Consider the following 24,208-nt stretch of genomic DNA (forward strand, 5'->3'; position numbering starts at 1 on the left):
CGAAGCGGGTCCGGTTGTGCGCGCGGACATCCCGGTGGCGGGGCGCAACTCCGACTTCTCGGCTGTTCTGCACCTCGCGGACGGGCGGCTGTTCTGCAAGGGGATCGCTGAGGCAGGTGGCAGGCGAGGGCGGATGCACCGGCATGAGGCCGAGGTCAACGGCTGGCTGCCCACCGCGATCGCACCGCGCCTGCGGTGGTGCGTCGAAGTGGACGACTGGGTGCTGCTCGGGTTCGACCACGTCGACGGCCACCACGCGGATCTCTCGCCCGGCTCGGCCGACCTGAACCTCGTCGCCGACCTGGTGACCGTGGTGACCCGTGACCTGGCCCGCTGCCCCGCACCGGCTCCACGCCTTGCCGAGCAGTGGGCCAGGCTCGCAGCCTGGCGACGGTTGGCCGAGGACATCCCCGACGACCTGGACCCGTGGGCGCGGGTGCACCTGAAGGCGCTCAGCGGCTGGGAGCAGCGAGCGGTCGAGTTGGTCGACGGGGACGACCTCGCCCACACCGACCTGCACCCGTTGAACATCCTCGTCTCGGACACGACCGCGCGAGCTGTCGACTGGGCCTGGTCGCGCCGGGCCAACGCCGCCGTTGACGTGGCGTTCCTCATCACGCGGCTGGTTGACGCTGGGCACACTCCCGCGGCGGCGGAGCGGTGGGCCGAGAACGTGCCGGTGTGGCGGGAGGTACCGCAGGACACGGGCACGGCATTCGCGGTGGCGATCTGGGGGATGTGGGAGTACCTGCAGCGCGATCAACCACTCCCGCACCGGGCAGCGCTGACCGCGGCCGCGCGGAGTTGGGCGCGTACCCGGCTGGGGCTATCCGACTAGCCCAGGGACGCGACCAGCGCGGTCAGGCTCCGGGCGGGCAGGATCACGATGGGGCCATTGGGGTTCTTGGAATCCCGCACCGCCACCCGCTCGGCGGCGAACGCCACCTCCACACACTGGCCGTTTGCGCTGCTGGCACTGCTCTTGCGCCACACGTAGGCGACTTCGACGCATTCGCCGTTGCCGCTGCTGAAGCTGCTCTTGCGCCACTCCGCGCGCGAGATGTCAGGCGTGGTCATGTCTTCTCCTACCTCATTGAATCGGCAAGATCGGCGAGCAGTTGCGCGGAGGCGCTTGGGCTCAACGCGACTGCGCGAAGGTTGTCGAACATCGTTGTGTAGCGCTGGATGTCCTGCTCCGATTCCAGGAACAGGTCGCCTGCCATGCTGTCCAGGTAGATCAGGTCTGTGTCCATCGGATCGGCGAAGTCGAGGATGACAAACGAGCCAGGCATGCCTGGGTGTGCGCCGACAGCGAATGGGACTATCTGCAAGGTCACCCGGGGTTGGCTAACTGCCTCGATCAGATGCTTGTACTGCTCGGCCATCACTGCTGTGCCGCCAACCATCCGGCGCAGTGCTGCCTCGTCCACGATCGCCCAGAAGCTCAGCGGCGGTTCCCTCGTGAGCAGGCCCTGTCGAGCGAGTCTCGCCTGCACCCTGGCTTCGGCATCCGCCTTCGGGATGTTCGGCTCGACGCCTTGAACAACAGCTCGGGTGTAGTCCTCGGTCTGCAGCAAGCCGGGCACGAACAGCGATTCGTAGTTGCGCATGGAACGCGCCTCGGCCTCGAAGCTGATGTAGGCCGTGTACTCGTCCGGCAGCTCCGAGTAGAACGGCTGGTGCCAGCCCTGTTTGGTCGCGTCCTTCGACAGGGCCACCAACTGCGCCCGGGTCTCCGCGTCCACCTCGTACAGGCTCAACATCGCCGCCAGTGTCCTGCCCTGGGGTCGGGCCTTGGCCGACTCGATCCGGTACAGGGTGACGCTGTTGATCCCGGTCTGCTCCGACACCTCTTCCCGGGTCATCCCGACCTCGCCGCGCAGCCGCCGGAGTTCGGCGGCCAGGCGGCGGAGCCGGACCGTGGGTGTCGTCTTGCGTTGTGCCACGGGGTCCAATCTTTCCGCACTCCTCCCACACCCAGCAAACGCATCACTTGATTATGCAGGGTTGCGTACCCAGTCAAGCTCCTGCATGCTTGTGTTTACACCCCGCTCCGTCACCCTTTGTAGTCGGGGCACCGAAGCCAAGGAGTCGCCCGTGGACATCACCAAGACCGCCAAGTACGCCTTCAACGGCGCCTACGACATGGACTACGTGGTGCGGAACCCGCACGACATCGAGCTGACCTTCGGCAAGCCGGGCGAGACCCCGGTCTTGTCCGTCCGCGTCGACGACATCTCCCGTGTTGCGATGTTGGCCGTCAACGCGACCAGCGACGTGCACATCCTGCTGAACCTCCCGCCGGACCAGGACTGAGTGCAACCCTGTCGGTGGGTCCGGGCGTGAGTACTGGGTAGCTACAGGTTGGCCAGGGGGTTCGATGAGCGATCGAGATCGCGACTTCGCTGAGTACTTCGCGGCGCGGTCGACCAGCATGCGCGGCACGGCGTACCTGCTGTGCGGCGACTGGCACCGGGCAGAGGACTTGGTGCAGACCGCGTTCGTCAAGCTCTATCGGGTCTGGGACAGGATCGCCGAGCGCGGGAAGCTCGACGGTTACACCAGGCAGATCCTGGTCAGGTCGTTTCTCGATGAGACCCGTCGTGGGTTCTTCAAACGGGAAATGGTGACGGAGGACCCCGGTGACCACGCCTCGCCCAGCGGCGGGAGCGTGGAAGACCGGGTGGTCCTGTTGCGGGCACTGGCCAGGGTGCCCGCCCGGCAACGTGCCGCACTGGTCCTGCGGTACTGGGAAGACCTCTCGCTGGAGGAGACCGCGCGGGTCATGGGCTGTTCCGAGGGCACGGTGAAGAGCCAGGCCGCTCGGGGGCTCGTGAACCTGCGCGGCCTGCTCCCCGCCCCCACCGCGACTTTCTGACGAAGGACCACAATGGACGAGCACTCCCTGCGCACCGCGCTGCACGAGGTCATGAACGGCACCCCGACGCCGCCCGCGATGGACGGCGACGAGGTACTCCACGACGCGCGCCAGGCCAAGCGGGCGCACCGGGCGAGGCTCGCGGGCCTCGCCTCGGCCGCCGCCGTTGTCGTGGTCGCCGTGGGTGCCTTCGCCCTGCCCGGGCTGGGTGGCCGCGGCGACTCCATCACCGTGGGCAGCGGCAACAGCAGCACCCCGACCGTAACGACCACCGGCCCGACGGCCTCCGACACCGGGCCGAAGCTTCCTGAGGGCCAGACCGACCGCACCCAGACGAGCGGACCGCAGGCCGACCTCGGCAAGAACCTGCTCGCCCGGGTCCTCGCCGTCGTGCCCGGCGGCTACTCCGCCCCCACCGAGGTCGCGGGCAGCGACATCCCGGCGCGGGCGCACCAGGCTCAGGTCGTCGACGACAACGCCGAGCAGTGGGAGTACACCGCTTACGCGGCCATCGGCAAGGACGACCGCTGGGGCAGGCTCGTGGTCGAGGTGATCCCCTCGTTCCGGGGCGCGGTCGGGTGCGACGTCCCGCGCGAGGGCATGGAAGCGTCGTGCGTGACCACCAAGGTCGGCGACCACTACCTCCCGGTCTACACCGCGACCGGCGGGGCCTACCAGTGGGCGTCCTTCCTGCACCCGGACGGCGTGCGGGTGATCGTCACCCAGGCCCAGGAGTTCACCCCGGCGGTCAAGGCGCTCACCGCCTACCCGCTCACCCCGGAGCAGTTGGCCGCCCTGGCGATGGACCCCAGGCTCACCCTGCGCTGACCGAGGACCCCCGCCTGGCTCAGGCGGGGGTTTCCGGCGTCCAGGCCGTGTAGTAGCTGTCCTCGTTGACCAGGTACCGCACCGTCGGCTCCGGCACGTGCTGCACGACCCGGGTGCGCGCCATCCGGTGCACGAACTCCCAGTCCTCCTTGGGCAGCGTCTTCTTCACCCGCGGGATCCGGCTGAACAGCACGTCGTCGCCGCGCCGCAGGACGATCGAGTTCGAGTCCACGTACGGCGAGTCGTCGACCATGGTGCGCCGGTCGAACTCCTCGGACAGCACGTCGAGCACCGACCCGTCGGCCCTGCGCCGCTCGACCGCGGAGTACACCAGGTCCGCGCCGCGGTTCAGGGTGGCGAGGGTCTGCTCCAGGTGGTCCTCGCGCCAGGTGTTGTCGTCGTCGAGGAACGCCAGGTACTTCGAGCGGGTCAGCCGGATGCCGACGTTGCGCACCAGGCCGAGCACCGCCGAGTTCCGCGACAGGCTCACCGCCACCAACCGCGGGTCGGACGGCAGCGCGGGCAGGCCCGCGCCGTCGTCGACCACGATGACGACCTGGTCGTCGACCGTCTGCGCCAACGCCGACTCGACGGCAAGCGGCAGCAGCTTGGGCCGCTTGTAGGTCGGCATCACGGTCGCCACCAGCGCTTCGGGGCGCGAACCGACGGCCGACCGCAGCCGCGCCACCTCGCCGTCCTCGAACTTGCGCAGCGCGGGCACCTTGCGTCCCAAGTGGACTTTCGTCTTGGCCTCGTGCATCGGCCACAGCCCGAAGGTGTCGCGGAGGGCGCGGCGGACCGTGGCGGACACGCCGTTGCGGTCCTTGAGGGGGGCGGTCACGCGGCCACCCCCGAGCGGCCGGGGAGCATCTTGCGCATCGGGTACACCACCGGGAGGTAGACGATTGCGGCCACGAGGCCGCCGATCAACATCTGCGCGTACACGTTGTCGAACACCCCGCGCACCAGCACCGCGGAGCCCACCAGCAGCACGCCGCCGAGCAGCGGCCGCACGCAGGCCCGCAGCGAGGGCGCGAGCCGGATCCCGCGCCGCGCCACCATGGACGCGAAGGCGGGCAGCACGATCAGCACCGCGACCGCCGCCTGGGCGATCGCCGCGCCGCGGATCCCGTCGAGGTAGGTCCCGACGAACAGGGCGGGCACGACCGCGCCGAGCCACAGGCCCTGCAACCCGATCAGCACCCGGTTGCCGTCCAGCGCCACCATCAGGTCGTAGCCGATGAACAGCAGGATCCTGGCCAGGCCGAGGATCGCCAGGAACTGCAGCGCCACCGAGCCGGGCACCCACTTGGCGCCGTAGATGATCTCCAGCATCGGCGCCGCGTAGCAGGCCAGCAGCGCGCACACCGGCAGCGCCGCCGCCATCATCAGCCCGACACCGCGGGCGAGGGCCTGTTCCAGCTGCCGCTTGTCGTCGGCCATCCGGGAGAACCCGGCCAGCGACACCCGGCGCGCGGCCTCGGAGAAGATCTGCAGCGGCAGGCTCGACTGGTTGAACACCATCAGGTACAGGCCGAGCGCCGCCGCGTCCATGATGCCGCCGACCACCAGCTTGTCGACCTGGGTGACCGACAGCGTCAGCAGGCTGGCCGCGGCGAGCGGCAACCCGAAGTTGATCAGCTCCTTGGCCACCACCGGGTCCCAGCCCGGCCGGACCCGCACCGGGCACAACCACAGGTAGCAGCTCATCGACACCAGCGCCCCGGCCACCTGCCCGATCGAGAAGCTCATCGGGCCCGCGCCGGACGCGCCGAGGGTGATGGTCAGCGAGGTGACCACGACGAACGACGCCGCGTCGCAGAAGAACCTGGTGCGCTGCAAGAACTCGCGGTTGAGGATGGTCGCGGGCACGATCGCGATGCCGTCGATCACCACCGCCAGGCAGAGGATGTTGACCACGGGCACCGCTTCGGGGTTGCCCATCAACTCGCAGTACCAGGGCGCCAGCACGAACAGCAGGCCGTAGATCAGCAGCGAGTTCAGCACGGCGATGGTCATCGCGGTCGGCGCGAACTCGCGCACGTCGCGCTCCCAGCGCACCACGGCCAGGCTCACGCCCAGCTCGTTGAACGCCTGCAGCACGGTCAGCGCGGTCACCGCGATCGCGAACACGCCGTAGTCGGCGGTGGTGAGCAGCCGGGCCATGACGATGCCCGCCATGAAGATGCCCAGCCGCAGCACCACGGTGTTGAGCAGGCTCCACATGATGCCGCGGCCGACCTTGCTGCCGACCGTCGGTTCGGACAGGGCGGGCTCGCTCGACAGCGCAGGCGCGGCCGGTCCCAACTCGGTCGCCACCGCTCTGGCCGCGGGCGGGTCCGACTGGTTGCCGGACGGCGGGTGCGGCGCCTTGGGGGCGTCACCGGTCACGCGGACACCTCAGGTCTCTTGTCAGGTCGTGTGCGGGGACGATCAGGTCCCGACCGGGTGGTCGGCCCGCCCCGGTCTTGTCGTCGTCGCAACCGCCCCGGGCGTTGCGCCGGAGCCGTCAACAGTGGCGGAATCCCACCCGGCTGCTCCTGCACCGTCCGCCACAGCGCCCCGGCGATGCCGATCAGCAGGAACGTGTAGCCGGTGGCGACGGCGAACCCGATCAGGTCGAAGGTCGCCGAGGAGATGCCCGGCACCGCGATGCACGCCGCGAGCGTGACGCCCAGGTCCTTGATCCGCGGGTCCTTGCTGGCCAGCCGCGCCCGGAACGCGCAGTACATGCCAGCCAGGTACAGGAAGATCAGCAGGGCCAGCCCGATGGCGCCGTTCTGCACCAGCGTGCCCAGGTACTGGTTGTCCAGCCAGCCGTACTTCTCCGGCAGGTACGTGCCGAGACCGCGGCCGAGGAACAGGTGCTCGGGGATCTCCTTGCCCGCCCGCTCGACCGCGCGGCGGCGGCTCTCGGCGCTCGGGTCGACGCTGATGCTGGTGAACAGGCTCAGCAGGGTGCCGACCAGACCGGGCACCATCAGCCGCATCGCGATGAGGAAGCCGAGCATCCCCCACAGGGCCTTGACCCGGCGCTTGGGCGCCATCGCCGGGATGATGAAGATCGCCGCGATGGCCAGGCCGAGGATCGCCGACCGCGACAGCGACTGCATCGAGGCGACGGCCAGGATCGCCAGGCACAGCCACCACCGCTTCGTCTGACCGCCGTGGTCCACCCCGCGCAGCGCGTAGTGCAGGGCCAGCGGCACGGTCATCGCGCAGACCACGCCGAACTCGATCGGGTGACCGGATGTGCCTGCGGGGCGGCGGAAGTTCGACCGCTCCAGCACGTAGGACATCGAGCCGTTGGCGCGCAGGCCGGGCAGCACCAGGTACTGGGTGATGTCCAGGGCGGCCATGAACTGCAGGATGCCGACGAACGCCATGAAGGTGGCGCCGACGATCATCGCCTTGAGCACCCGGTCGATCCTGGCCAGCCCGCGCACGCCGTCGGTGACCGCGATGCCGACCGCGACCACCGCCATCACCGTGATCAGCGTCCGGTCGGCCGCCGCCAGCTCGTCGCCGGGCAGGTAGCCGTAGGTCGCGTAGCCGTAGGTCGCCAGCTGCGAGCAGACGAACAGGAACAGCGCCGTGCGCGCCGCGTTGCGGCCCTTGGCCACGCCCAGCGTGCTGACCATCTGGGCGAGGAACCACAGCACGCCCATCAGCAGGCCGATCGCCACCCCGGGGGTCAGCGACATCGGCAGGCCCTTGATCACCAGGGCGGCGGGGATGACGGTCATCGCCAGCGCGTAGACGCAGGCGATGGTGGCGCCGTCGAACCGAGCCTTGCCCCCGGTTTGGTCAGGCAGCTGGTCGGCCGACACGGTCAGCCACGCGGTTCTTGCGGTGCCTGCGCGGGCTTGACGCGGACGGTCGGGGGTTCGCGGTACTCCTCGGGCGAGCGGTTGCCCTGCCCGGGGCGGCGGTTGGAAGCGCTACCGGGCGCGGGCAACTGCCCGCTCTTGGTACCGGTCGTCGGCGCACCGTTGGCCGGGCGGCCGTTGGGCGTGCTCGTGGTGCCGGGCTCCACTTGGGCCGGACGCAGCATCTGGGTCCGCTCGGACGCCGACGACCCCAGCGGCTGCGGGGTGCGGGTCACGGGCGGCAGGTTCTGGCGCGGCGGCTCGGGCTCCCGGCGAGCCGGTCGGGCAGGCTCGCCGCGGTCGTCCTCGGGGTCGAGGTCGTCGTCGAACTCGTCCTCGTCGGGGTTGTCCTTCAAGCGCTTGCGCTCCCGGCGCGTCTCCAGGAAGTAGACGACGGTGAGGCTCGCGGCGAGGCCGAGCACCAGGGCCACCGCGGCACCGCGCAGCTTGCCGCCGCGCAGGGGCTCCGGCTTGGTCGGCGGGACGACGTCGTCGACGCCGATGAACGTGCTCGGCGGCGCGTTGAGCGCCTGCTGCCGCTTGGCCAGCTCCGCCTTCACCCGGTCGAGGACCTTCACCGCGAGCTCGCGGGCACCCGGCTCGGACGCGCTCTCGGTCTTGACCGTGATGAACGGGCCGCCGTCGCCGCCACCGGTCAGCACGAACTTGTGGTCCGGGGAGTCACCGCCGAGGGACTTGACCACCTCGGGGGTGTTGATGCTCTGGATCACGATGGCGGCCGAGATGGTCAGACTGGTCTCGAACGCCAGCAGCGGGTTCGTCTGCCCGGGCACCTTGTCGGTGACGCTCGTCGCCCCGCCCGCGGGCGAGGTGAGGACCATCGTGCCGACCGACTCGTAATGCAGCGGGATCGCCACGTAAGCGCCCCCGGCGGCGCCGACGGTCACGGCGAACACCGGGAGCGCGATGTACCACCGCTTCAACATCAGCAGCAGTGTCTTGAAGAAATCCATCATCTGCGCCCCAACACACGACGTGACACGAGCTACCGGTCCGGTCGCCTACTTGTAGGTTCATCGCTATGCGAAGAAAGTCGTTACTCCAGGTGATGCTACGCGTGCACCTGCTCCGCTGAACGGTCTAAGCGACCGATCTACCGGTTCAGGTTCACCTCGTACCTCCACACCCGGTAGGACGTACCGTCTGCCACCGGGGTTGTAAGCAACAGGTCTTTATCGCAGACGACTATGTCTACCTTCGTCCCACCACCCTGTTGCGGCTCGGTGAACCGAACGCAACCCGGGTTGTTCTCGTCCGGTGTGCCCGGATCGTTGTCCCCACGCGCGTAGAGGGCGACCCCCCGCGTGGCGAGGAAGTGGTGCACGGTGCCGTTCTTGAGGGCGTCGAGGTACTCGGCCGAGTTGACCAGCCCTTCCAAGTGGACCACCGGTCGGTGCAGGTGGTAGCCCACGCTGCCCGCGCGGTCGCCCATCGCGATGGGCTCCCCGGCAGGCGCGAGCGCGTCGATCTGCGCGGCGACGGCGGGTCCGGCCTCGATGAACGCGGAGCGGGCCACGCCGCCCTTGCCGGAGCGGACCGCGTTGGCACCGACCGCGGCGACGACCACGAGCACCAGGGCGAGCGCGCCGACCTTGCGCGCGGGCACCCACTTCGCCCATTTGTCCACAACGGCCGGTCCGGCGAGCGCGACGGCGAGTGGCGCGGAGGAGAAGTACCAGGGCCACAGCTGCCAAGAGGAGGTAAACGCGTAGTAACCGACCGTGAGTACACCGCCCGCGAGGACGACGGCGCCGAACCGGGCCGCGAGCCCGATCCCGCCGGTCGCCCTGGCCACCAGCGCGCCGATGACGACGGCCAGCCCGATGGCGCCGAGGTAGGTCGACTGGCCGAAGAGGACCGGCGAGGTGAGGAACTGCCCGATCGTGTCGGTGTTGAACCCGCTGCTGCCGATCGCCTTGGCCTGTCCGGACACCGGCAGGGGTGTGTGGAACAGCGCCTGGTTGACCACCAGGTAGGCCACCAGGGCGGCGGCGGGCACGGCGGCCATCGACAGGCCCAGCCGCAGCCAGGGCTTGCCCGCGCGGTTCCAGGAGACGACGGCCACGACGGCCAGCACGGCCATCGGGAAGACGGTGTCGAGCCGGGCGAGGATCGCGATGGCCACCAGCACGCCCACCTTGCGGGCGGCGGCCGGGCCGAAGTCGGCCGCGGTGAAGCCGTCGGTGCGCAGGTAGGTCGCGGCCAGCCAGAGCAGGGCGAAGAGAAGTAGGCCCGTCTCCATGCCCGAGTACCAGAACGAGGGACCCGCCGCGCCGACCACCAGGAGCGGGGTCGCGCAGAGCGTGACCACGACCGGACGGCCGGTGATCACCCCGATTCGGTCAATCTGCCGTCCGGAGGCAATCGCCAGCACCGATGAGACCAGCGTCACAGCAACCAGCGCGGCCTTACCGTTCGTGATCGAAAACACCGGTACGAGGACCAACAGCCACAGAGGGTGATATCCGTTGGTCGGGTCGAGTCCGTTGAAGGTCGAACCGTCGCCAGCGGCGATATGTCCGGCTACGCCGAAGTAGTAAAAGGCGTCGTCGTCGAACAGGCCCACCGCGGTCGAGTACGGGGTGACCGCGACCACCACGATCCGGATGACGGCGAGTACGCAGGCCACCGCCGTGGCGGTGAGCCACACGGGCGATCGCGTGCTGGCCCCTGGCCCGGCCGCGAGCCGGTTCGGGGCGGGTGTCGGTCGGGCGCTCGTGCGCATCCCAGCTCCCGGCTGCCTGGTGGGGGGTGAGCAGATGTGCTCGGTGCAGGCATCGCGTGCCGGGCGGAATCGTTACGCAGCGTCGCCTCGCTCGGACGAGTGATGGATCCCACGCTTGGTAATCAAGACCCGCCCGGCTTCGTGACTCCATTGTGATCTGGCGGTGGATGTGCCTAGAGTTCCAGCGGCTCCGGGGCACCTGGTCCCGAGCTGAAACCCTTGTCCTGTAACGGGGGCGACTTGTTGCCAACCGGAAGGATCTCATGTCCGCTCGACATCACACGTCTGCGGAGTTAGGCAAGCGGCACGGTCTCAGACGGGCGCGTGACATCGCCCTGACGACCGGACTGGCCCTGGGGGCGCTGGTCCTGGCATCCGGGTGCAAGCCCGTGGCCGGGAAGCCCGCTCCGCCCGTACCGACCATCCCGACGAGTTCGACCATCCCGGCGCCGACCTCCGCGCCGACGTCGACCGAGACGCCGACGACCACGAGTGCTCCACCGTCCAGCACGACGGTGTCGAGCGCCCCACCGACCGCCTCGTCGACCCTCAAGCCATCCACCCCGAAGCCCACGGCCCCGCAGCCGGGCACGCCACCGCCCAACGGCTCGGCGCCCCAAGCGGGCCAGGTCGGCTTCCGGGGCGACCGGGCGAAGCTCAAGGTCGTCGACGGCCCAGGCTCAGCCCCGCCCGGCACCACGTGGAACTCCGGCGCGCTGCGCTTCAGCGGCAACGTCACCCTGGAGAACGTCTACGTCAAGGGCGGCATCGAGTACAACGGCAAGGGCACCCTGACCATCAAGAACTCGGTCATCGAGGGCAACCACAACAGCTGGGCGCCCCTGCTGGGCAACAGCGGCCACATCAACGTGAGCGACACGACGATCACGTACAAGGACGACCAGTGGCCCGGCCCGCAGTGGGGCAACGGCGCCATCCACGGCGACGCCACCGTCACCGTCCAGCGGTGCGACATCTCGGGCACGCCCGACGGCATCCAGAACGGCCCCGGCAACAGCACCATCGAGCAGAACTACATCCACGACCTGCTCCGCTCCGGGACCTACCCGAACAACACCCACAACGACGGCATCCAGTCCTACGGCGGCCCGAACACGGTGATCCGGTTCAACCGGATCGACATCAGCGCGGACGGCAAGGCGTACGACGGAACCCACCAGAACGCCGCCGTGTTCATCATGGAAGGCGACGCGGGCCAGACCACCGGCCTCCAGATCGTCGGCAACTACCTCGCAGGCGGCGGCTACATCATGCGAGTAGGCGCCTCAGCCCGCGCGGCCATCATCACGGACAACAAGTTCGGCACCACAGCAGGCGGCTGGGGTGAGGCGTTCGTCGACAAGGGCGCCACCATCGCCGCCTGGTCGAACAACGTGAGCTCGTCGAACAAGCAGATCAACAAGCCCAGCTAGTCCGGGCTCGCAAAAGGCCGCCGTCACTTTCCCCCGGGTGACGGCGGCCTTTCTGCTGCTAAGGGACTTAGGCGACCGGCCCCGGTGAAGAAGCGGCTGCGACCAGTTCCCGTGGTTGACCCGACCCATCCGCAGCGGATTCGTAAATCGTGGGAGCGCCGCCCTGCTGCACCTTCGCGTAAGCCAAGGTGGTCGGGTTCAGCCAGGCAGCCTGGTCGTCCACCCCGTCGGACCCGGGAAGCTGTGTCTCCTTGCCCGACGCCAAGTCGAGTACGAACAGCTGCCAAGTCCCCAGCCGCCCGCCGCGCTTCTTGTACGCGACCCGCGTCTGGTCCGGCGACAGCGACGGGCACTCGGCGGACTGCCGGACGGTCTCCATCGACCGCGCCTTGAGGTCGCCCTTGATCAGCCAGGTGGTGTTGCTCGACCCCAGGGTCGCGTAGAACGTGTTGTCGTCCGAGGCCACGGTCACGCCCCAGTAGTTCTCGTTGAGCCGCTTGTCCGGCACGCCCTCGATCGTCATCGCGAAGGTCTCCAGCGACTCCACCAGCTCGCCGGTACGCAGGTCCAGCACCCCGGTGCGCGTCGAGAACCCGCCCGGCGCCAGGTAAGAGTCACCGGTCACGAACACGGTCCACGACACGATCTTGCCGGACGCCGACACCCGCGCGCGCGAAGGCGTACCGGGCAGTGGCACCGTCCGGACCTCCTTGCCGTCGACGTACACCGCGGCCTCGTACGCGCCAGGTAGGCCCATTCGCAGGCAGACGGTCGTACCGGCAGCCGTGTACACGCGTAGACACTTCAGCGACCCCGGCGTCCTCTTGCCGGAAGCGTCCAATGTCGACACGAGGTTCTGGCCCCCGCCGTTGTCGACGAAGGTCAGGCCGCTGTCCACTGCGGCCCCGGGCTGCGTCGCCGCTGCCTGTTGGTCGCGCACCGTCGCCACCACGTAGACCACCCCGAGGGCGATCACCACGACCATCGCGATCACCCCGACCACGATCCGGTTCCGTACGAACCAGTCCTTCACCGCGAGACCTCCGGGCGGATGAGCAGGAACACTCCGACCAGTGCGATCGTCATCGTGCTGATCGAGATGAGCACCGCCGTGCTGAAGGCGAAGCTCGTCAGGAACAAACCGAAGCACACCGACGAGGCGAACCGCGCGAGGGCCTGGCCGGTCTGCACGATCGACAGGCCGCTGGCGCGCAGGTGCTCGGGCACCAGGGTCGCCCCGTGCGCCATCAGCACGCCGTCGGTCGCAGCGTAGAACAGCCCGTGCAGCGCGACGGTGACCAGCACCAGCGGGACCCCGGAGATCGGCCCGAGCAGCAGCAGGTACACCCCGAGCAGCAGCACGTGCCCGGCGAAGAACATCCGCCAGCGCCCGGCCCGGTCGGCCAGCTTGCCCAGCGGGGTCGCGGCCAGCAGGAAGGTCAGCGCGGTGCCGACCGGCATCAGCGCCAGCCAGGTCGGCGACACCCCGGACACCTGCTGGAGCACCACGAACACGAACGCGTCGGAGATCGTCGCCAGGCCGAGCAGCCCGGCGGCGATGGTGGTCCGGCGCATGCCCTTGTTGCGCAGCAGTTCCGCGGTGGCACGCAGGGTGACCACCTTGCCGGGGACCCGCTCCAGCTTGGGCTGGCGGACGAAGAAGATGAGCACGATCACACCGAGCGCGGCGAAGCAGAAGCTGATCATGAAGATCGGGTCCGGCCTGGTGGTCACCCAGCTCAGCAGCGCGAAGGTCGCGAGTGGACCGAGCAGCGCGCCGATGGTGTCCATCGTGCGGTGCACGCCGAACGCCTCGCCGAGCCGTTCCCTGGGTGTGACCAGGGAGATGAGTGCGTCGCGGGGGGCGGTGCGCAGCCCCTTGCCCGCCCGGTCGACCGCCAGCACGCCGCCGAGGCCGACCGAGGACGCGCCGATCGCCGGGAAGGCCAGCTTGGTGACCGCCGACATGCCGTACCCGACGACCGCGACCGCCTTGTGCCGGTGCACCCGGTCGGAGATGTGCCCGCCGACCAGCCGCAGCACCGCGGTCGCGCCGGTGTAGATGCCGTCGAGCAGGCCGAGCTGCAGGTAGCTCATCTGCAGGTTGAAGATCACGTAGATCGGCAGGAACGCCGTCACCATCTCCGAGGAGATGTCTGTGAGCAGGCTCACCGTGCCCAAGAGCACAACGGTGGTCGGCACCCGGCTCGGCCGCACTCCACCGTCCGACGGCGACCCCTTGGTCTGCCTGGTCGACGCAACGTACACCCGAACACCTCCGCAGCTAGACCGCTTCGCCGCGGCGCCTCGACCCGCGTATCGGAAAACGACCACGGTGTGTAACAAGGTGCCGAACTGGACCGAATCTTTGGTGGGTAGTCGCGCGGTCAACTCGCACCGCCGGTAACCGATATCCCCGATCGAGCGAACTCAGCTGTAGTACGTCCATCCCAGGAAGAGGTCCCCGTGAGCCGTCAGAGGGCCCCGCACGTCCTGATCATCGTGCAGAACCTGCCCGTCCCGCTAGACCGGCGGGTGTGGTTGGAGTGCAAGGCGCTCAGAGCCGCGGGCTACGAGGTGTCGGTCATCTGCCCGAAGGGGCCGGGTGACCCGGCGTACGCCGTGCTCGATGGCGTCCACCTCTACAAGTACGCCCCGCCCAAGCAGGCCGACGGCGTCGCCGGGTACGCGTGGGAGTTCGTCTACTGCTGGCTGCGCACCGCGGCGCTGAGCCTCAAGGTCCGCCGCCGCGCCCGCTTCCACGTGATGCAGGCGTGCAACCCGCCGGACACGTACTGGGCGCTCGCGCTGCCGTGGAAGCTCGATGGGGTGAAGTTCGTCTTCGACCACCACGACCTCAACCCCGAGGTGTTCCGGTCGCGCTTCGGCGAGCCGACCAAGCTCGCTGGCAAGGTCCAGCTCGCCATCCTCAAGTGGCTGGAGCGCCGGACTTTCCGCACGGCCGACCGGGTTATCTCCACCAACACGTCCTACCAGGACATCGCGGTCAACCGCGGCGGCGTCAAGCGCGAGCACACCACCGTCGTGCGCTCCGGCCCCGACACCTCCGTCATGCGGCCCGTGCACGCCGACGAGGACCTCCGCCGCGGCGGCAAGCACCTGGTCGCCTACCTGGGCATCATGGGCCCGCAGGACGGCGTCGACGGCGTGCTGCTGGCCGCCGACCGGATCGTGCACCACCACGGCCGCCGCGACTTCCGCTTCGTGCTGCTCGGCTTCGGCGACTGCCTCGACGAGCTCAAGCAGCAGAGCACCGACCTCGGCCTCGACGACTACGTTGAGTTCACGGGCCGGGTCGGCCCGGAGAAGATCGCCAGCTACCTGTCCGCGGCGTCGGTCGGCCTCTCGCCGGACCCGCGCAGCCCGCTCAACGACGTGTCCACGATGAACAAGACCATGGAGTACATGGCGTACGCCCTACCGGTCGTCGCCTACCGCCTGACCGAGACGGTCGTCTCCGGCGGCGAGTGCGCGGTCTACGTGGAGCCGGGCGACAGCGACGGCCTCGCCGACGCGGTCCTCGAACTGGCCGATGACCCCGAGCGCCGCGCCGAGCTGGGCAGCGCGGGCCGCCGCCGGGCCGAGCAGGTGCTGGACTGGCGCCCGCAGGCGCAGGCGTACGTCGGGGTGTATGACGAACTTCTCGGCTTCCCGTCGGCGGGGCCCTTCCCGGACGGCTGGCCGAGCGTGGACCGCAGGTCCGGGAGCACGACAGACGAGCTGCGCGACCAGTGGGGCAACCAGCTCGTCGACCTGCGGGACGACGCGGCGTTGCGCGAGTTCGCCGCGACTCGCATCATCGCGACCGAGCCGGTCCGCGGCCAGAGCTGACTGCGCACCAGCGCAGGGGAGAGGTACTGATGTTCGTACGACGGATCGCCGTGATCGGCACCGGGTATGTGGGGCTGACCACGGGGGCCTGCCTGGCCTCCCTCGGCCACGACGTGGTGTGCGCCGACGTCGACGCCGACAAGGTCGCCCGGCTGACCCGCGGTGAGGTCGACATCCTGGAGCCCGGCCTCGCCGACCTGGTCGCCGAGGGCATCGCCGCCGGTCGGCTCACCTTCGTGCTCGGCGCGGCCTCGGCCGTGCGGCACGAGCCGGAGGTCATGTTCCTGTGCGTGCCCACCCCGATGGGCGTGGGCGGCGTGGCGGACCTGAGCATCGTCGAGTCGGTGATCGAGGAGGTCCGCGCGCTGCTGCCCGCGGACTGCGTGGTGGTCAACAAGTCCACCGTGCCGGTCGGGACCGCGGACCGCACCGAGGAGCTGCTCGACCGCACCGACGTGGCCGTGGTGTCGAACCCGGAGTTCCTGCGCGAGGGCAGCGCGGTCTTCGACTTCCTCAACCCGGACCGCATCGTCGTCGGCGGCAGCAAGCAGGACGCCGCCGAGCGCGTGGCCGCCCTGTACGCCAAGCTCGGCGCGCCGACGGTGCTGACCGACGCCCCCAGCGCCGAGCTGGTGAAGTACGCGGCCAACTGCTTCCTGGCGATGAAGCTGTCCTACGTCAACGCGGTGGCCGAGCTGTGCGACCGGCTCGGCGCGAACATCACCGACGTCACCGAGGGCATGGGCTACGACAAGCGCATCGGCCAGGCGTTCCTGCAGCCCGGCCCGGGCTGGGGCGGGTCGTGCCTGCCCAAGGACACCTCGGCGATGCTGCAGCTCGCGGACGCCGCCGACTTCGAGTTCCGGCTGATCAGGGCCACCATCGACACCAACACCCGCCAGCGCCAGCGGATGGTGGAGAAGGTCAGGATCGCGGTCACCGGCAAGCGCAACGGCTCGCTGTCGCGCCGTAGGTTGGCACTGTTCGGCCTGACGTTCAAGGCGGGCACCGACGACCTGCGCGACTCCCCGGCCCTGGCCGTGGCCGCGCTGCTCCGCCAGGCGGGCGCCGACCTGGTCGGCTACGACCCGTCCCTGCGGCCGGACACCCAGAACCCGGACCTGTCCTCGGTCACCGTGTCGGACGACCCGTACCAGGCGGCGAAGGACGCGGAGGCCGTCATCGTGCTGACCGAGTGGCCCGAGTTCCGCTCACTGGACTGGCAGCGGCTGGCCGAGTCGGTCCGCAACCCGATCGTCGTGGACACCAGGAACCTGCTGGACCCGGCCGTGGCGCGCCGCGCGGGCTTCGAGTGGATCGGCCTGGGCAAGCCGTAGGTCTGCTGAACTGCACTGTCCTGCTGAACAGCTCTCTCGCTCCGGACCGCCGAGACCTCCCCCCTCGGCGGTTCGGCCTTTTCCCGGGTGCTCCTAGAAGGAGATGACCACCAGGGCCTGGTCGTCGTGCGGCTTCGGCCTGGGCCACTTCAGGCCCTCCGGGTCCTCCCGCTCCGCGTCCCGCACGGCGTCCAGGACCGACTGCGGGCCCGCGCTGGTGGCCAGGTCGAGCACCTGCTCCCACCCGAACAACCGGTAGTCGTCAACTCCGCACGACACCCCGTCACTGGCCATGAGCACCGACCGCACGTCCTGCCGCGGCCATGACCGCCGCACCGCCCGGTGCGCCGCCGCGGGCACGGCCTCTGCCACCCAGTACCCACCCTCTTGGTTCCGCAACACCGACGTCTTGCGCGCCGACGCCCGCACCGCGGCCACGTGGTCGGCCGAGTACCCGCCACCCCCGCGTAATCGATCGCGGTAGCTCCCACGCGGCACGTGCCGTAATCGGGTATCGGCCAAGACGTCCAGCTCAGGCGCGAACGCCACAACCGGACTATCAGCCAACACAAGCGCCTCGACCACGTCGTCGTCCCACCGGACAATCGCCACAGTGCTACACGGACTCTCCCCCGGCGTGAACCCATTCCCGCGCGCGACTGACCGAATGGCCCCCGCCAACAGATCCCCCAGATCCAACTCCGGCGCGGCCGCCATCCGCGCCACGACCTGAGCCCCGAGTTCCCCCGCGAACACACCCCCACTGGGCAGGTCATCCCGCATCGAAGTGGCCCCGTCCAACAGGACCACCGCATCCGGCATCACCAACACGACGTCCTCACTGGGCCGCCACTCGCCACCCAGCCCCACACCCGCCGCCTCCGCCACCGCGATCTCCGGCATACCCCCGATGCTCCCACCATCTCGATCACCCCGCCCAACACCCACCCCGAGATCAACACCTCCCACCCACGCCAACCCTCCATTCGGTCCATCCCCACCCCGCCGCGCAACCTCCAACGCGGCTCCCGAGGCCGCGGGTACCCGCGCCCACTCCACAACCCCCTGGCTCCTCGCAGCGACCGCTGCCCGCTCCCGGCGCACCACCTCCACCCCGGCTCCGAGCCCACGACATCCGCGCCCCGTCGTCGCACCACCTCCACTCCCACTCCGGACGAGCGGCATCCTCCCCGCCGCGCCGCCTCTACTCCGGCCCCGAGCTCGCGGTATCCGTGCCCCCCGGCGCACCACCTCCACTCCTGCCCCCGGTACCCGTCGCACGACAACCTCCAATCCAGCCTCAAGCCCGCGCATCCGCGCTCGCCGCGCAACCTTCAACGCGGCTCCGAGCCCCGCGGTACTCACGCCCCGCCGTCGAACCACCGCCATTCCAACTCCGGACGCGCGGCATCCCCCCGGCCGCATCGCCTCCACTCCAACTCCGGACACGAGGCATCCACCCCGGCCGATAGCCAGCTGACTCCGGGCATGCGGCGACCCCCGACGTCCCTCGGCCGCGTTCCCTGACCAAGACGCGCCCCAACCGTGGTCCAGACGTGTGCACCACCCGCCCGCGCGCCCCCGACTCCAGCCGCTCCCCACCCCGCAGCCCAACCCGGCTCCAGCCGCGCGGGCATCACCTGACCCCGCTCCAGACGCGCCCTCACTCCAGGCGTGCCCTCCCACCACCACCGCCGCCCAGGGGCGCGGCTCGACCCCAGACGTCAACCGTGGTTGACAAGCGGGCTGCCGTCAACCTATGTTGACGGCATGGCTGAAGCGACACAGTTGGCCAGCGCTGCTGGTGATCGGGATCCCCGGGTGGGGCTCCGTGCGGTTGCCGCACTGCGGAAGCTGCTTGAGCAGTTGGAGGCGGTGCAGGTGCGTAGCGCGCGGCTCAATGGGTGGTCATGGCAGGAGATCGCGGCCGAGCTCGGTGTGAGCAAGCAGGCCGTGCACAAGAAGTACGGGAGGAATTAGATGTTCGAGCGGTTCACCTCAGCAGCCAGGGTTGTTGTGCGGGACGGGGTCTACCTCGCCGAGCAGGACGAGGCGGCGCGGATCGAGCCAGAGCACCTACTGCTCGCGCTCCTCAAGCAGGACGGCAGTCGCGGCACCGACGTCCTCACCCACCACGCCGTGACCACGGCCTCGGCCAAGGCGGCGATCGACACCATCCGCAGGCGCGGCGGGTTGTCCGAGGCAGACGCGGCCGCCCTCGGCGAGTTCGGCATCGACGTCGAGGCGGTCGTCGCCGCGGTCGAGGAGACCCACGGCGCTGGTGCGCTCAGCGGCACGCCCAAGCGCCCCCGGTCGATCGGCCCCCGGTGGCGGGTCCCGTTCTCGCGCGACGCCAAGCGCGTCCTGGAGTTCAGCCTCCGCGAGGCATTGGCCCGCGGCGACAAGTCCATCGGCGACGAGCACGTCCTTCTCGCCCTGCTCAAGGCAGGCGGGGTCGCCGCGGAAGCACTGACGTCCCTGGGGGTCACCCATGACAAGGTCAGCGCCTACCTCAGCACCACCTGACCCGGTCGCAGCCATCCCCAGCGGCAGGGGGAAGCGAGAACCGGCGCGCCACAGCTCCAGTTGCGCTAGACCTCCAGTACCGACAGGACGTTGCCCGCCGGATCTGTGAACCACGCGATCGGTGGCCCATACCCCCGCATGATCCCCCGCTCATCAGTGCTCTCGTACCGCTCGAACCGCACCCCCTTCCCCACCAGTTCGTCCACAGCGGACTCGACGTCGGCGACCGGGAAGTTCAGCACGGTGAACGTGGCGGGCACGTGGTTCGGCTTCGGGTACACCAGCACCGTGCCGCCACCGCCCAGGTGCAGGGTCAGCATCCCGTTCTCCTCCGTGACGCGCAGGCCGAGCGTGCTGCCGTAGAACAGCTCCGCGGTCGGGATGTCGTCGACGGAGAAGCCGCTGAATGCCTTGGTCTCGGTGAACATCGTGATCTCCTCGCCAGTCGTGGTGTGTCGAGTCCGAGTCTCCACGAGTTTTGTCAAGCCCGTGTTTTTCTGTCCACAGGCATGATCACGGGGTGATGGCGAGGAACAGGAACGCGCTGAACACCGTCAGGTGCACGGTGCCCTGCAGCAGCGTCGCCCGGCCGGTGACCAGGGTCAACATGCTCACCAGCAGGGTCAGCACGAGCAACACCAATTCCTTGGGCCCCAGGCCGAGCGTCAGCGGCCCGCTGAGCCAGAGCGACGCGACGGCGATCGCCGGGATGGTCAACCCGATGCTCGCCAACGCCGAGCCCAACGCCAGATTCAGGCTGACCTGGAGGCGGTTGCGCAATGCGGCCCGGACAGCGGCAACGGTCTCCGGCAGCAGTACCAGCAATGCGATGACGACTCCGACAAACGACACCGGGGCGCCAGCAGATTCCACTGCGGCTTCTAGCGTCGGCGATACCGTCTTAGCCAATCCAACGACCGCAACAAGGCAGGCCAAGAGCAAAACCAGACTCGAAATTGCCGTGCGCGAGGTAGGCGCTTCCGCGTGGTCTTCCTCGGTCACGCTCGTCTTAGGCAGGAAGTAGTCCCTGTGCCGCACGGTCTGAATGAACACGAAGACCCCGTACAGCACCAGCGACGCCACACCCGCGAACGCCAACTGCGACCCCGAGTACGTGGGCCCTGCCGTGCTCAGGGTGAAGGTCGGCAGCACGAGGCTCAGCGTCACCATCGCCGTGATCACCGCCAACGCGCCACCGGAGGCGTGCGCGCGGAACTCCTGCACGCGGTGCCGCAGCGAGCCGACCAGCAGCGCGAGGCCCACGATCCCGTTGGTGGTGATCATGATCGCCGCGAACACCGTGTCCCGCGCCAGCGACGCCGCCTTCTCGCCGCCGGAGACCATCAGGGTCAGGATCAGCGCGACCTCGATCACCGTCACGGCGATGGCCAGGATGAGCGTGCCGAACGGCTCGCCCACCCGGTGCGCCACCACCTCGGCGTGGTGCACCGCCGCCGTGACGGCCACTCCCAAGCCGAGGCACACCAGGGTTATCAGTACCGGCCCGAGGTCGCGGCCGTAAGAGAACAGGAGGATCAGTAGCGCGATCGGTGGAACGGCCAGACTCCAGCGCGGCAATGTGGGAGCGGTGGTCATACCGCTGACCCTAGTGTCCGATTTTGGCCTCGGCCTGCGGACGCCACGTCACCAGCGGGAGGAACGCCTGCGCGAGCGGTCCGATCGCGAGGCCGTAGAGCAGGGTTCCGACGCCGACAGTGCCACCGAGCAGCCAACCCGACGCGAGCACGATCACCTCGATACCGGTGCGCACCCATCGGATCGAGTAACCGGTCTTACTCGCGATCCCGGTCATGAGCCCATCACGCGGCCCGGGTCCTAGTCGCACGCCGATATAGGCCGCGGTAGCGAGCCCGTTGAGCACAACGGCGACGACCATCAGCACGATTCGGGTGGCCATATTGCTCGGTGTTGGCGCCAGCCACAGCGTGAGGTCAACCGAGCTCGACACGAGTAAGACGTTGGCGACTGTCCCCAGGCCGGGGCGTTGTCGGATGGGGATCCAGCACAGCAGGACCAAGAGGCTCGCGAGCGCGGTGACCGTGCCGAAGCTCAACCCGGTGATCTTGTGCAGTGCCTCGTGCAGCACATCCCACGGCGATAGGCCGAGGGCCGCCTCGATCTGCAGGCCGGTGCTGATGCCATAGACGACGAGACCCACGAACAGTTGCGGTAGGCGTCTGCCCGGGCTGATGCGCACGGGGATGGGGGACAGGTTGGTGGGGGCCATGCGCCCATCGTTGCCGAAGATTGGCCCCCTATCGAGAGCCAATCTGCGATAATTGGCCCATGCTTCCTCCTGGAGGACGGGTCTCAGCTGCGAGATTGGTCCGCATGCTCGGCGAGTGGCGTGACCAAGGCAACAGGGCCGGCTCTGCCGGTCTTGCCGCCGGGATCCGTTTACTGCTCTTCGACGGTCAGCTCGCGCCCGGCACGACACTGCCCGCCGAGCGCGAACTCGCCGCCGCGCTCGGCGTCAGCCGGACCCTTGTCGCCTCTGCGTGGGACCAACTCCGGGAGGAAGACCTCATCGTCAGCAGGCGGGGCTCTGGGTCGCGCACAACGCTGCCTGCCGCCCCCGCCAACGCGCCCTTCCCCGAGCGTCTACAGCCTCTGGATCTAGCCACGGCCGCGCCCGGTGCGCTGCCCGGTGTGGGGCTCGCTGTTGACGCTGTGCGTGGGGCGTTCGCGTTGGAGCTATCTCGCCACGGCTACATGGGCTACGGCGTCGAGATCCTGCGTGAACGACTAGCTGAGCGCTTCACCGCTCGTGGCCTCCCTACGACGCCGGATCAGATCCTGGTCACCAACGGCGCCCACCACGCCCTCGCGTTGGTCCTGCGGGCGATGACGGTGCCGGGAGACCGCGTCCTGGTGGAGCAGCCGACCTACAACAACTCGCTTGAGGCGATCCGTTCCGCTCATGTCATGCCGGTCCCCGTACCCATGCCGGAGCAGGGATGGGACCTAGAGGGCGTCGAGGTCGTCCTTCGGCAGGCCACGCCCCGGTTGGCCTACCTCATCGTCGACTTCCAGAACCCCACCGGACGCAGGTTGGACGCCGAGGGCCGGGAGCGGTTGGCCGCGATCCTGCGCCGGGCGCGCACACCTGCGGTAGTGGACGAGACCCTCGTCGAACTCGACCTCGACGGGGACCCCATGGACGGCCCCCCACCCATGGGGTGCTTCGAGGCGGACCTGGTCATCACCGTCGGCTCGGCGAGCAAGTCGCACTGGGGTGGCTTGCGACTGGGCTGGGTGCGGGCGTCCGAGGAGGTCATCGGGCGGCTGGCGGCGTCGCGGCGGGCGTTCGACCTCGGGTCGCCGGTCTTCGAGCAGCTCGTGCTCGCCCATCTCTACGCCGACCCCGAGCCGATGCTGCGGGAGCGCCGCGCGGAGATGGCGGCCACCAGGTCGGTGCTGGTCAACGCCCTGCGCGAGTACTGCCCGGACTGGTCCTTCGAGGTGCCGCGCGGCGGTCTCAGCCTCTGGTGCGAGCTGCCCGCGGCGATCGGGACCAGGATCGCCGTGGCGGCGCAGTCGGTGGGGGTCCGGGTGGCGCCCGCGTCCCGGTTCAGCGTCCACGGTGGCCTCGAACGCAGGCTCCGGCTGCCGTACACGCTACCGGCGCCGTCCCTGGTCGAGGCCGTGCGCAGACTGGCAGCAGTGGCCGCCCGTGTCACCGGATCGCCTGGAACGCTCGGTTCCGACGGTCTAATCCCGGTCGCCTAGCTGGCCTCGGTGGTGCCGAGGCGGTACAAAGCCAATGCGCTGGATGGTGTAGTTGTTTGGACCTTTCGCCACCACCCGCGGCTCGACCTCGGTAGCACCCCAGTGGTCGGCACAGCCCCGCGTTGTGCCGACCACCAGGGGTGGCCGAGGGGGGAGCCCCGGCGCCGCGGGGGCATCGCGGCGCCGGGGCCAGGTCCCGATCTGACCGGGCGCGGTCGGCAGATCGGGTTTGGGAATGGCTCTTGCGGCGGGTGGACCGCCTGGGGGATGACCGGTCGTGGACAGACCAGTCCTGTGGGACCGACTGGGTCAGTCGGGTGAGGAGCTGAGCAGGCCGGTGACATCACCGGGGGCCTGCGTCACGCTCGCCGTCGCCACGCCGGTCGCGTAGGGCGGCTGTACTCGCGCACGATCGCCCAGAACGCCTAGCAGCGCCCTGCCGTGACCGCTGTTGTCGAATGTCGGTGACGCTGCCGACCCCGGAGCTGCCGGACACGCTGGCGCTGGTGGGGTGGGTGGCTTGGGCGTCTTCCCTGACTCTGCCTGCGGCCCATCAGCGGGTACCGGAGGCTTGACAGGCGGTGCCGCCTGAGGTGGTGGCACCGCGCTGGGTCTACGCGCGACAACGGCGCGTGGCGCCTTGGTGGCGTGCTTGTGCGTCTTCGCGCTCTTACGTGCGGGCGCGACCTGTGGCTTGACAGGTTCGGTAGCCGCAACAGCGGGAGGCGTGGAGGGAGGCAGGACGACGGCCTCTACCGCTAGTGGCGTGAGCGCGGCCGGGTTGGAGACCGTGCCTGCCAGGTCGGTCGGCTTGGACGACACACTCGCGGTGGACCCCGCGCTACCGGACATGCTTATCGGGCGTGGCCTGGTAGAGGAACTCGTGACGGCACCGGAGTGGGTGGACCCGATGTCGACCGAGAGCGGGTAGATCTCCACACCCGTGTCGGCCGCCGCGGTACCCGCCAAGAGCACGGTCATCACCCACG

At 69.4% G+C, this 24,208-nt stretch carries 24 protein-coding genes; 11 read left to right on the plus strand and 13 right to left on the minus strand.

Translation table 11 applies throughout. The features are described from left to right. Positions 1 to 16 precede the first annotated feature (16 nt). Positions 17 to 838 (plus strand): phosphotransferase family protein, encoded by an 822-nt coding sequence (locus CLV68_RS05295; protein ID WP_246009672.1) that lies wholly within the window; start codon positions 17 to 19, stop codon positions 836 to 838. Here CLV68_RS05295 and CLV68_RS05300 read toward each other — a convergent pair. Together CLV68_RS05300 and CLV68_RS05305 are read right to left on the minus strand one after the other, a co-directional pair. Then, positions 835 to 1,077 (minus strand): DUF397 domain-containing protein, encoded by a 243-nt coding sequence (locus tag CLV68_RS05300; RefSeq protein ID WP_121389418.1) that lies wholly within the window; start codon positions 1,075 to 1,077, stop codon positions 835 to 837. The two genes, CLV68_RS05295 and CLV68_RS05300, sit on opposite strands and share 4 nt — an antisense overlap. A gap of 8 nt (positions 1,078 to 1,085) precedes the next feature. After that, on the minus strand, positions 1,086 to 1,946 hold the full coding sequence (locus CLV68_RS05305) for a helix-turn-helix domain-containing protein (RefSeq protein ID WP_121389419.1): 861 nt from the start codon (positions 1,944 to 1,946) through the stop codon (positions 1,086 to 1,088). 151 nt (positions 1,947 to 2,097) lie between these two features. Between CLV68_RS05305 and CLV68_RS05310 the strand changes: the two genes are divergently transcribed. The 3 genes from CLV68_RS05310 to CLV68_RS05320 all read left to right on the plus strand — a co-directional run bounded on the left by CLV68_RS05310 (position 2,098) and on the right by CLV68_RS05320 (position 3,706). After that, entirely contained in the window at positions 2,098 to 2,316 is a 219-nt protein-coding gene (locus tag CLV68_RS05310) for a hypothetical protein (protein WP_121389420.1), read from the plus strand. 64 nt (positions 2,317 to 2,380) lie between these two features. Next, positions 2,381 to 2,878 (plus strand): SigE family RNA polymerase sigma factor, encoded by a 498-nt coding sequence (locus CLV68_RS05315; protein ID WP_121389421.1) that lies wholly within the window; start codon positions 2,381 to 2,383, stop codon positions 2,876 to 2,878. Between the two features lie 12 nt (positions 2,879 to 2,890). After that, entirely contained in the window at positions 2,891 to 3,706 is an 816-nt protein-coding gene (locus CLV68_RS05320; protein ID WP_121389422.1) for a hypothetical protein, read from the plus strand. 19 nt (positions 3,707 to 3,725) lie between these two features. Here the strand turns inward: CLV68_RS05320 and CLV68_RS05325 are convergent, their stop codons facing one another. From CLV68_RS05325 to CLV68_RS05345, 5 genes are all read right to left on the minus strand, one after another. Beyond that, the gene (locus CLV68_RS05325; RefSeq protein ID WP_121389423.1) at positions 3,726 to 4,547 is read right to left on the minus strand and encodes a glycosyltransferase family 2 protein; all 822 of its coding nucleotides are present in this window, start codon (positions 4,545 to 4,547) and stop codon (positions 3,726 to 3,728) included. Continuing rightward, on the minus strand, positions 4,544 to 6,097 hold the full coding sequence (locus CLV68_RS05330; RefSeq protein ID WP_121389424.1) for an oligosaccharide flippase family protein: 1,554 nt from the start codon (positions 6,095 to 6,097) through the stop codon (positions 4,544 to 4,546). Before CLV68_RS05330 ends, CLV68_RS05325 begins: the two co-directional genes overlap by 4 nt. Further along, the gene (locus CLV68_RS05335) at positions 6,094 to 7,536 is read right to left on the minus strand and encodes an O-antigen ligase family protein (protein ID WP_246009673.1); all 1,443 of its coding nucleotides are present in this window, start codon (positions 7,534 to 7,536) and stop codon (positions 6,094 to 6,096) included. Before CLV68_RS05335 ends, CLV68_RS05330 begins: the two co-directional genes overlap by 4 nt. Positions 7,537 to 7,538: 2 nt before the next feature. Then, the gene (locus CLV68_RS05340; RefSeq protein ID WP_147459883.1) at positions 7,539 to 8,522 is read right to left on the minus strand and encodes a hypothetical protein; all 984 of its coding nucleotides are present in this window, start codon (positions 8,520 to 8,522) and stop codon (positions 7,539 to 7,541) included. 167 nt (positions 8,523 to 8,689) lie between these two features. Continuing rightward, positions 8,690 to 10,321 (minus strand): hypothetical protein, encoded by a 1,632-nt coding sequence (locus CLV68_RS05345; RefSeq protein ID WP_147459884.1) that lies wholly within the window; start codon positions 10,319 to 10,321, stop codon positions 8,690 to 8,692. A gap of 389 nt (positions 10,322 to 10,710) precedes the next feature. Here CLV68_RS05345 and CLV68_RS05355 point away from each other — a divergent pair, with 389 nt between their 5' ends. Then, positions 10,711 to 11,754 (plus strand): right-handed parallel beta-helix repeat-containing protein, encoded by a 1,044-nt coding sequence (locus CLV68_RS05355; protein WP_147459885.1) that lies wholly within the window; start codon positions 10,711 to 10,713, stop codon positions 11,752 to 11,754. Positions 11,755 to 11,821: 67 nt separating this feature from the next. Here the strand turns inward: CLV68_RS05355 and CLV68_RS05360 are convergent, their stop codons facing one another. Then, positions 11,822 to 12,787 (minus strand): hypothetical protein, encoded by a 966-nt coding sequence (locus CLV68_RS05360; protein ID WP_121389428.1) that lies wholly within the window; start codon positions 12,785 to 12,787, stop codon positions 11,822 to 11,824. Then, positions 12,784 to 14,022, minus strand: a complete 1,239-nt coding sequence (locus CLV68_RS05365) for an MFS transporter (RefSeq protein WP_121389429.1) — start codon at positions 14,020 to 14,022, stop codon at positions 12,784 to 12,786. Before CLV68_RS05365 ends, CLV68_RS05360 begins: the two co-directional genes overlap by 4 nt. A gap of 198 nt (positions 14,023 to 14,220) precedes the next feature. Between CLV68_RS05365 and CLV68_RS05370 the strand changes: the two genes are divergently transcribed. Beyond that, positions 14,221 to 15,606, plus strand: a complete 1,386-nt coding sequence (locus CLV68_RS05370; protein ID WP_121389430.1) for a glycosyltransferase family 4 protein — start codon at positions 14,221 to 14,223, stop codon at positions 15,604 to 15,606. Positions 15,607 to 15,635: 29 nt separating this feature from the next. Beyond that, positions 15,636 to 16,943 carry a UDP-glucose dehydrogenase family protein gene (locus CLV68_RS05375; protein ID WP_121389431.1) on the plus strand — a complete coding sequence of 436 codons (1,308 nt, stop codon included), beginning with the start codon at positions 15,636 to 15,638 and terminating at the stop codon, positions 16,941 to 16,943. A gap of 93 nt (positions 16,944 to 17,036) precedes the next feature. On the opposite strand, the gene CLV68_RS05380 is transcribed toward CLV68_RS05375, so the two are convergent. After that, complete coding sequence (locus CLV68_RS05380; protein WP_121389432.1) at positions 17,037 to 17,846, minus strand: hypothetical protein; 810 nt, start codon at positions 17,844 to 17,846, stop codon at positions 17,037 to 17,039. 867 nt (positions 17,847 to 18,713) lie between these two features. Here CLV68_RS05380 and CLV68_RS05385 point away from each other — a divergent pair. Both CLV68_RS05385 and CLV68_RS05390 read left to right on the plus strand, forming a co-directional pair. Next, positions 18,714 to 18,923 (plus strand): sigma factor-like helix-turn-helix DNA-binding protein, encoded by a 210-nt coding sequence (locus CLV68_RS05385; RefSeq protein WP_092781370.1) that lies wholly within the window; start codon positions 18,714 to 18,716, stop codon positions 18,921 to 18,923. Next, on the plus strand, positions 18,924 to 19,469 hold the full coding sequence (locus tag CLV68_RS05390; RefSeq protein WP_121389433.1) for a Clp protease N-terminal domain-containing protein: 546 nt from the start codon (positions 18,924 to 18,926) through the stop codon (positions 19,467 to 19,469). A 65-nt stretch (positions 19,470 to 19,534) separates the two neighbouring features. On the opposite strand, the gene CLV68_RS05395 is transcribed toward CLV68_RS05390, so the two are convergent. The 3 genes from CLV68_RS05395 to yczE form a co-directional block, all read right to left on the minus strand. Beyond that, positions 19,535 to 19,897, minus strand: coding sequence for a VOC family protein (locus CLV68_RS05395; protein WP_121389434.1), 363 nt, complete (start codon positions 19,895 to 19,897; stop codon positions 19,535 to 19,537). A gap of 85 nt (positions 19,898 to 19,982) precedes the next feature. Continuing rightward, on the minus strand, positions 19,983 to 21,065 hold the full coding sequence (locus tag CLV68_RS05400; RefSeq protein WP_121389435.1) for a calcium:cation antiporter: 1,083 nt from the start codon (positions 21,063 to 21,065) through the stop codon (positions 19,983 to 19,985). Positions 21,066 to 21,075: 10 nt separating this feature from the next. After that, positions 21,076 to 21,717, minus strand: coding sequence for a membrane protein YczE (yczE, locus tag CLV68_RS05405; protein ID WP_121389436.1), 642 nt, complete (start codon positions 21,715 to 21,717; stop codon positions 21,076 to 21,078). A gap of 59 nt (positions 21,718 to 21,776) precedes the next feature. Here yczE and yczR point away from each other — a divergent pair, with 59 nt between their 5' ends. Next, on the plus strand, positions 21,777 to 23,219 hold the full coding sequence (gene yczR, locus CLV68_RS05410; RefSeq protein WP_121389437.1) for a MocR-like transcription factor YczR: 1,443 nt from the start codon (positions 21,777 to 21,779) through the stop codon (positions 23,217 to 23,219). A 766-nt stretch (positions 23,220 to 23,985) separates the two neighbouring features. Beyond that, positions 23,986 to 24,150 carry a hypothetical protein gene (locus CLV68_RS33700; RefSeq protein ID WP_170224109.1) on the plus strand — a complete coding sequence of 55 codons (165 nt, stop codon included), beginning with the start codon at positions 23,986 to 23,988 and terminating at the stop codon, positions 24,148 to 24,150. Positions 24,151 to 24,208 lie beyond the last annotated feature (58 nt).

Origin of the sequence: Actinokineospora cianjurensis (genome assembly GCF_003663795.1) — a bacterium.
Classification (GTDB): domain Bacteria; phylum Actinomycetota; class Actinomycetes; order Mycobacteriales; family Pseudonocardiaceae; genus Actinokineospora; species Actinokineospora terrae.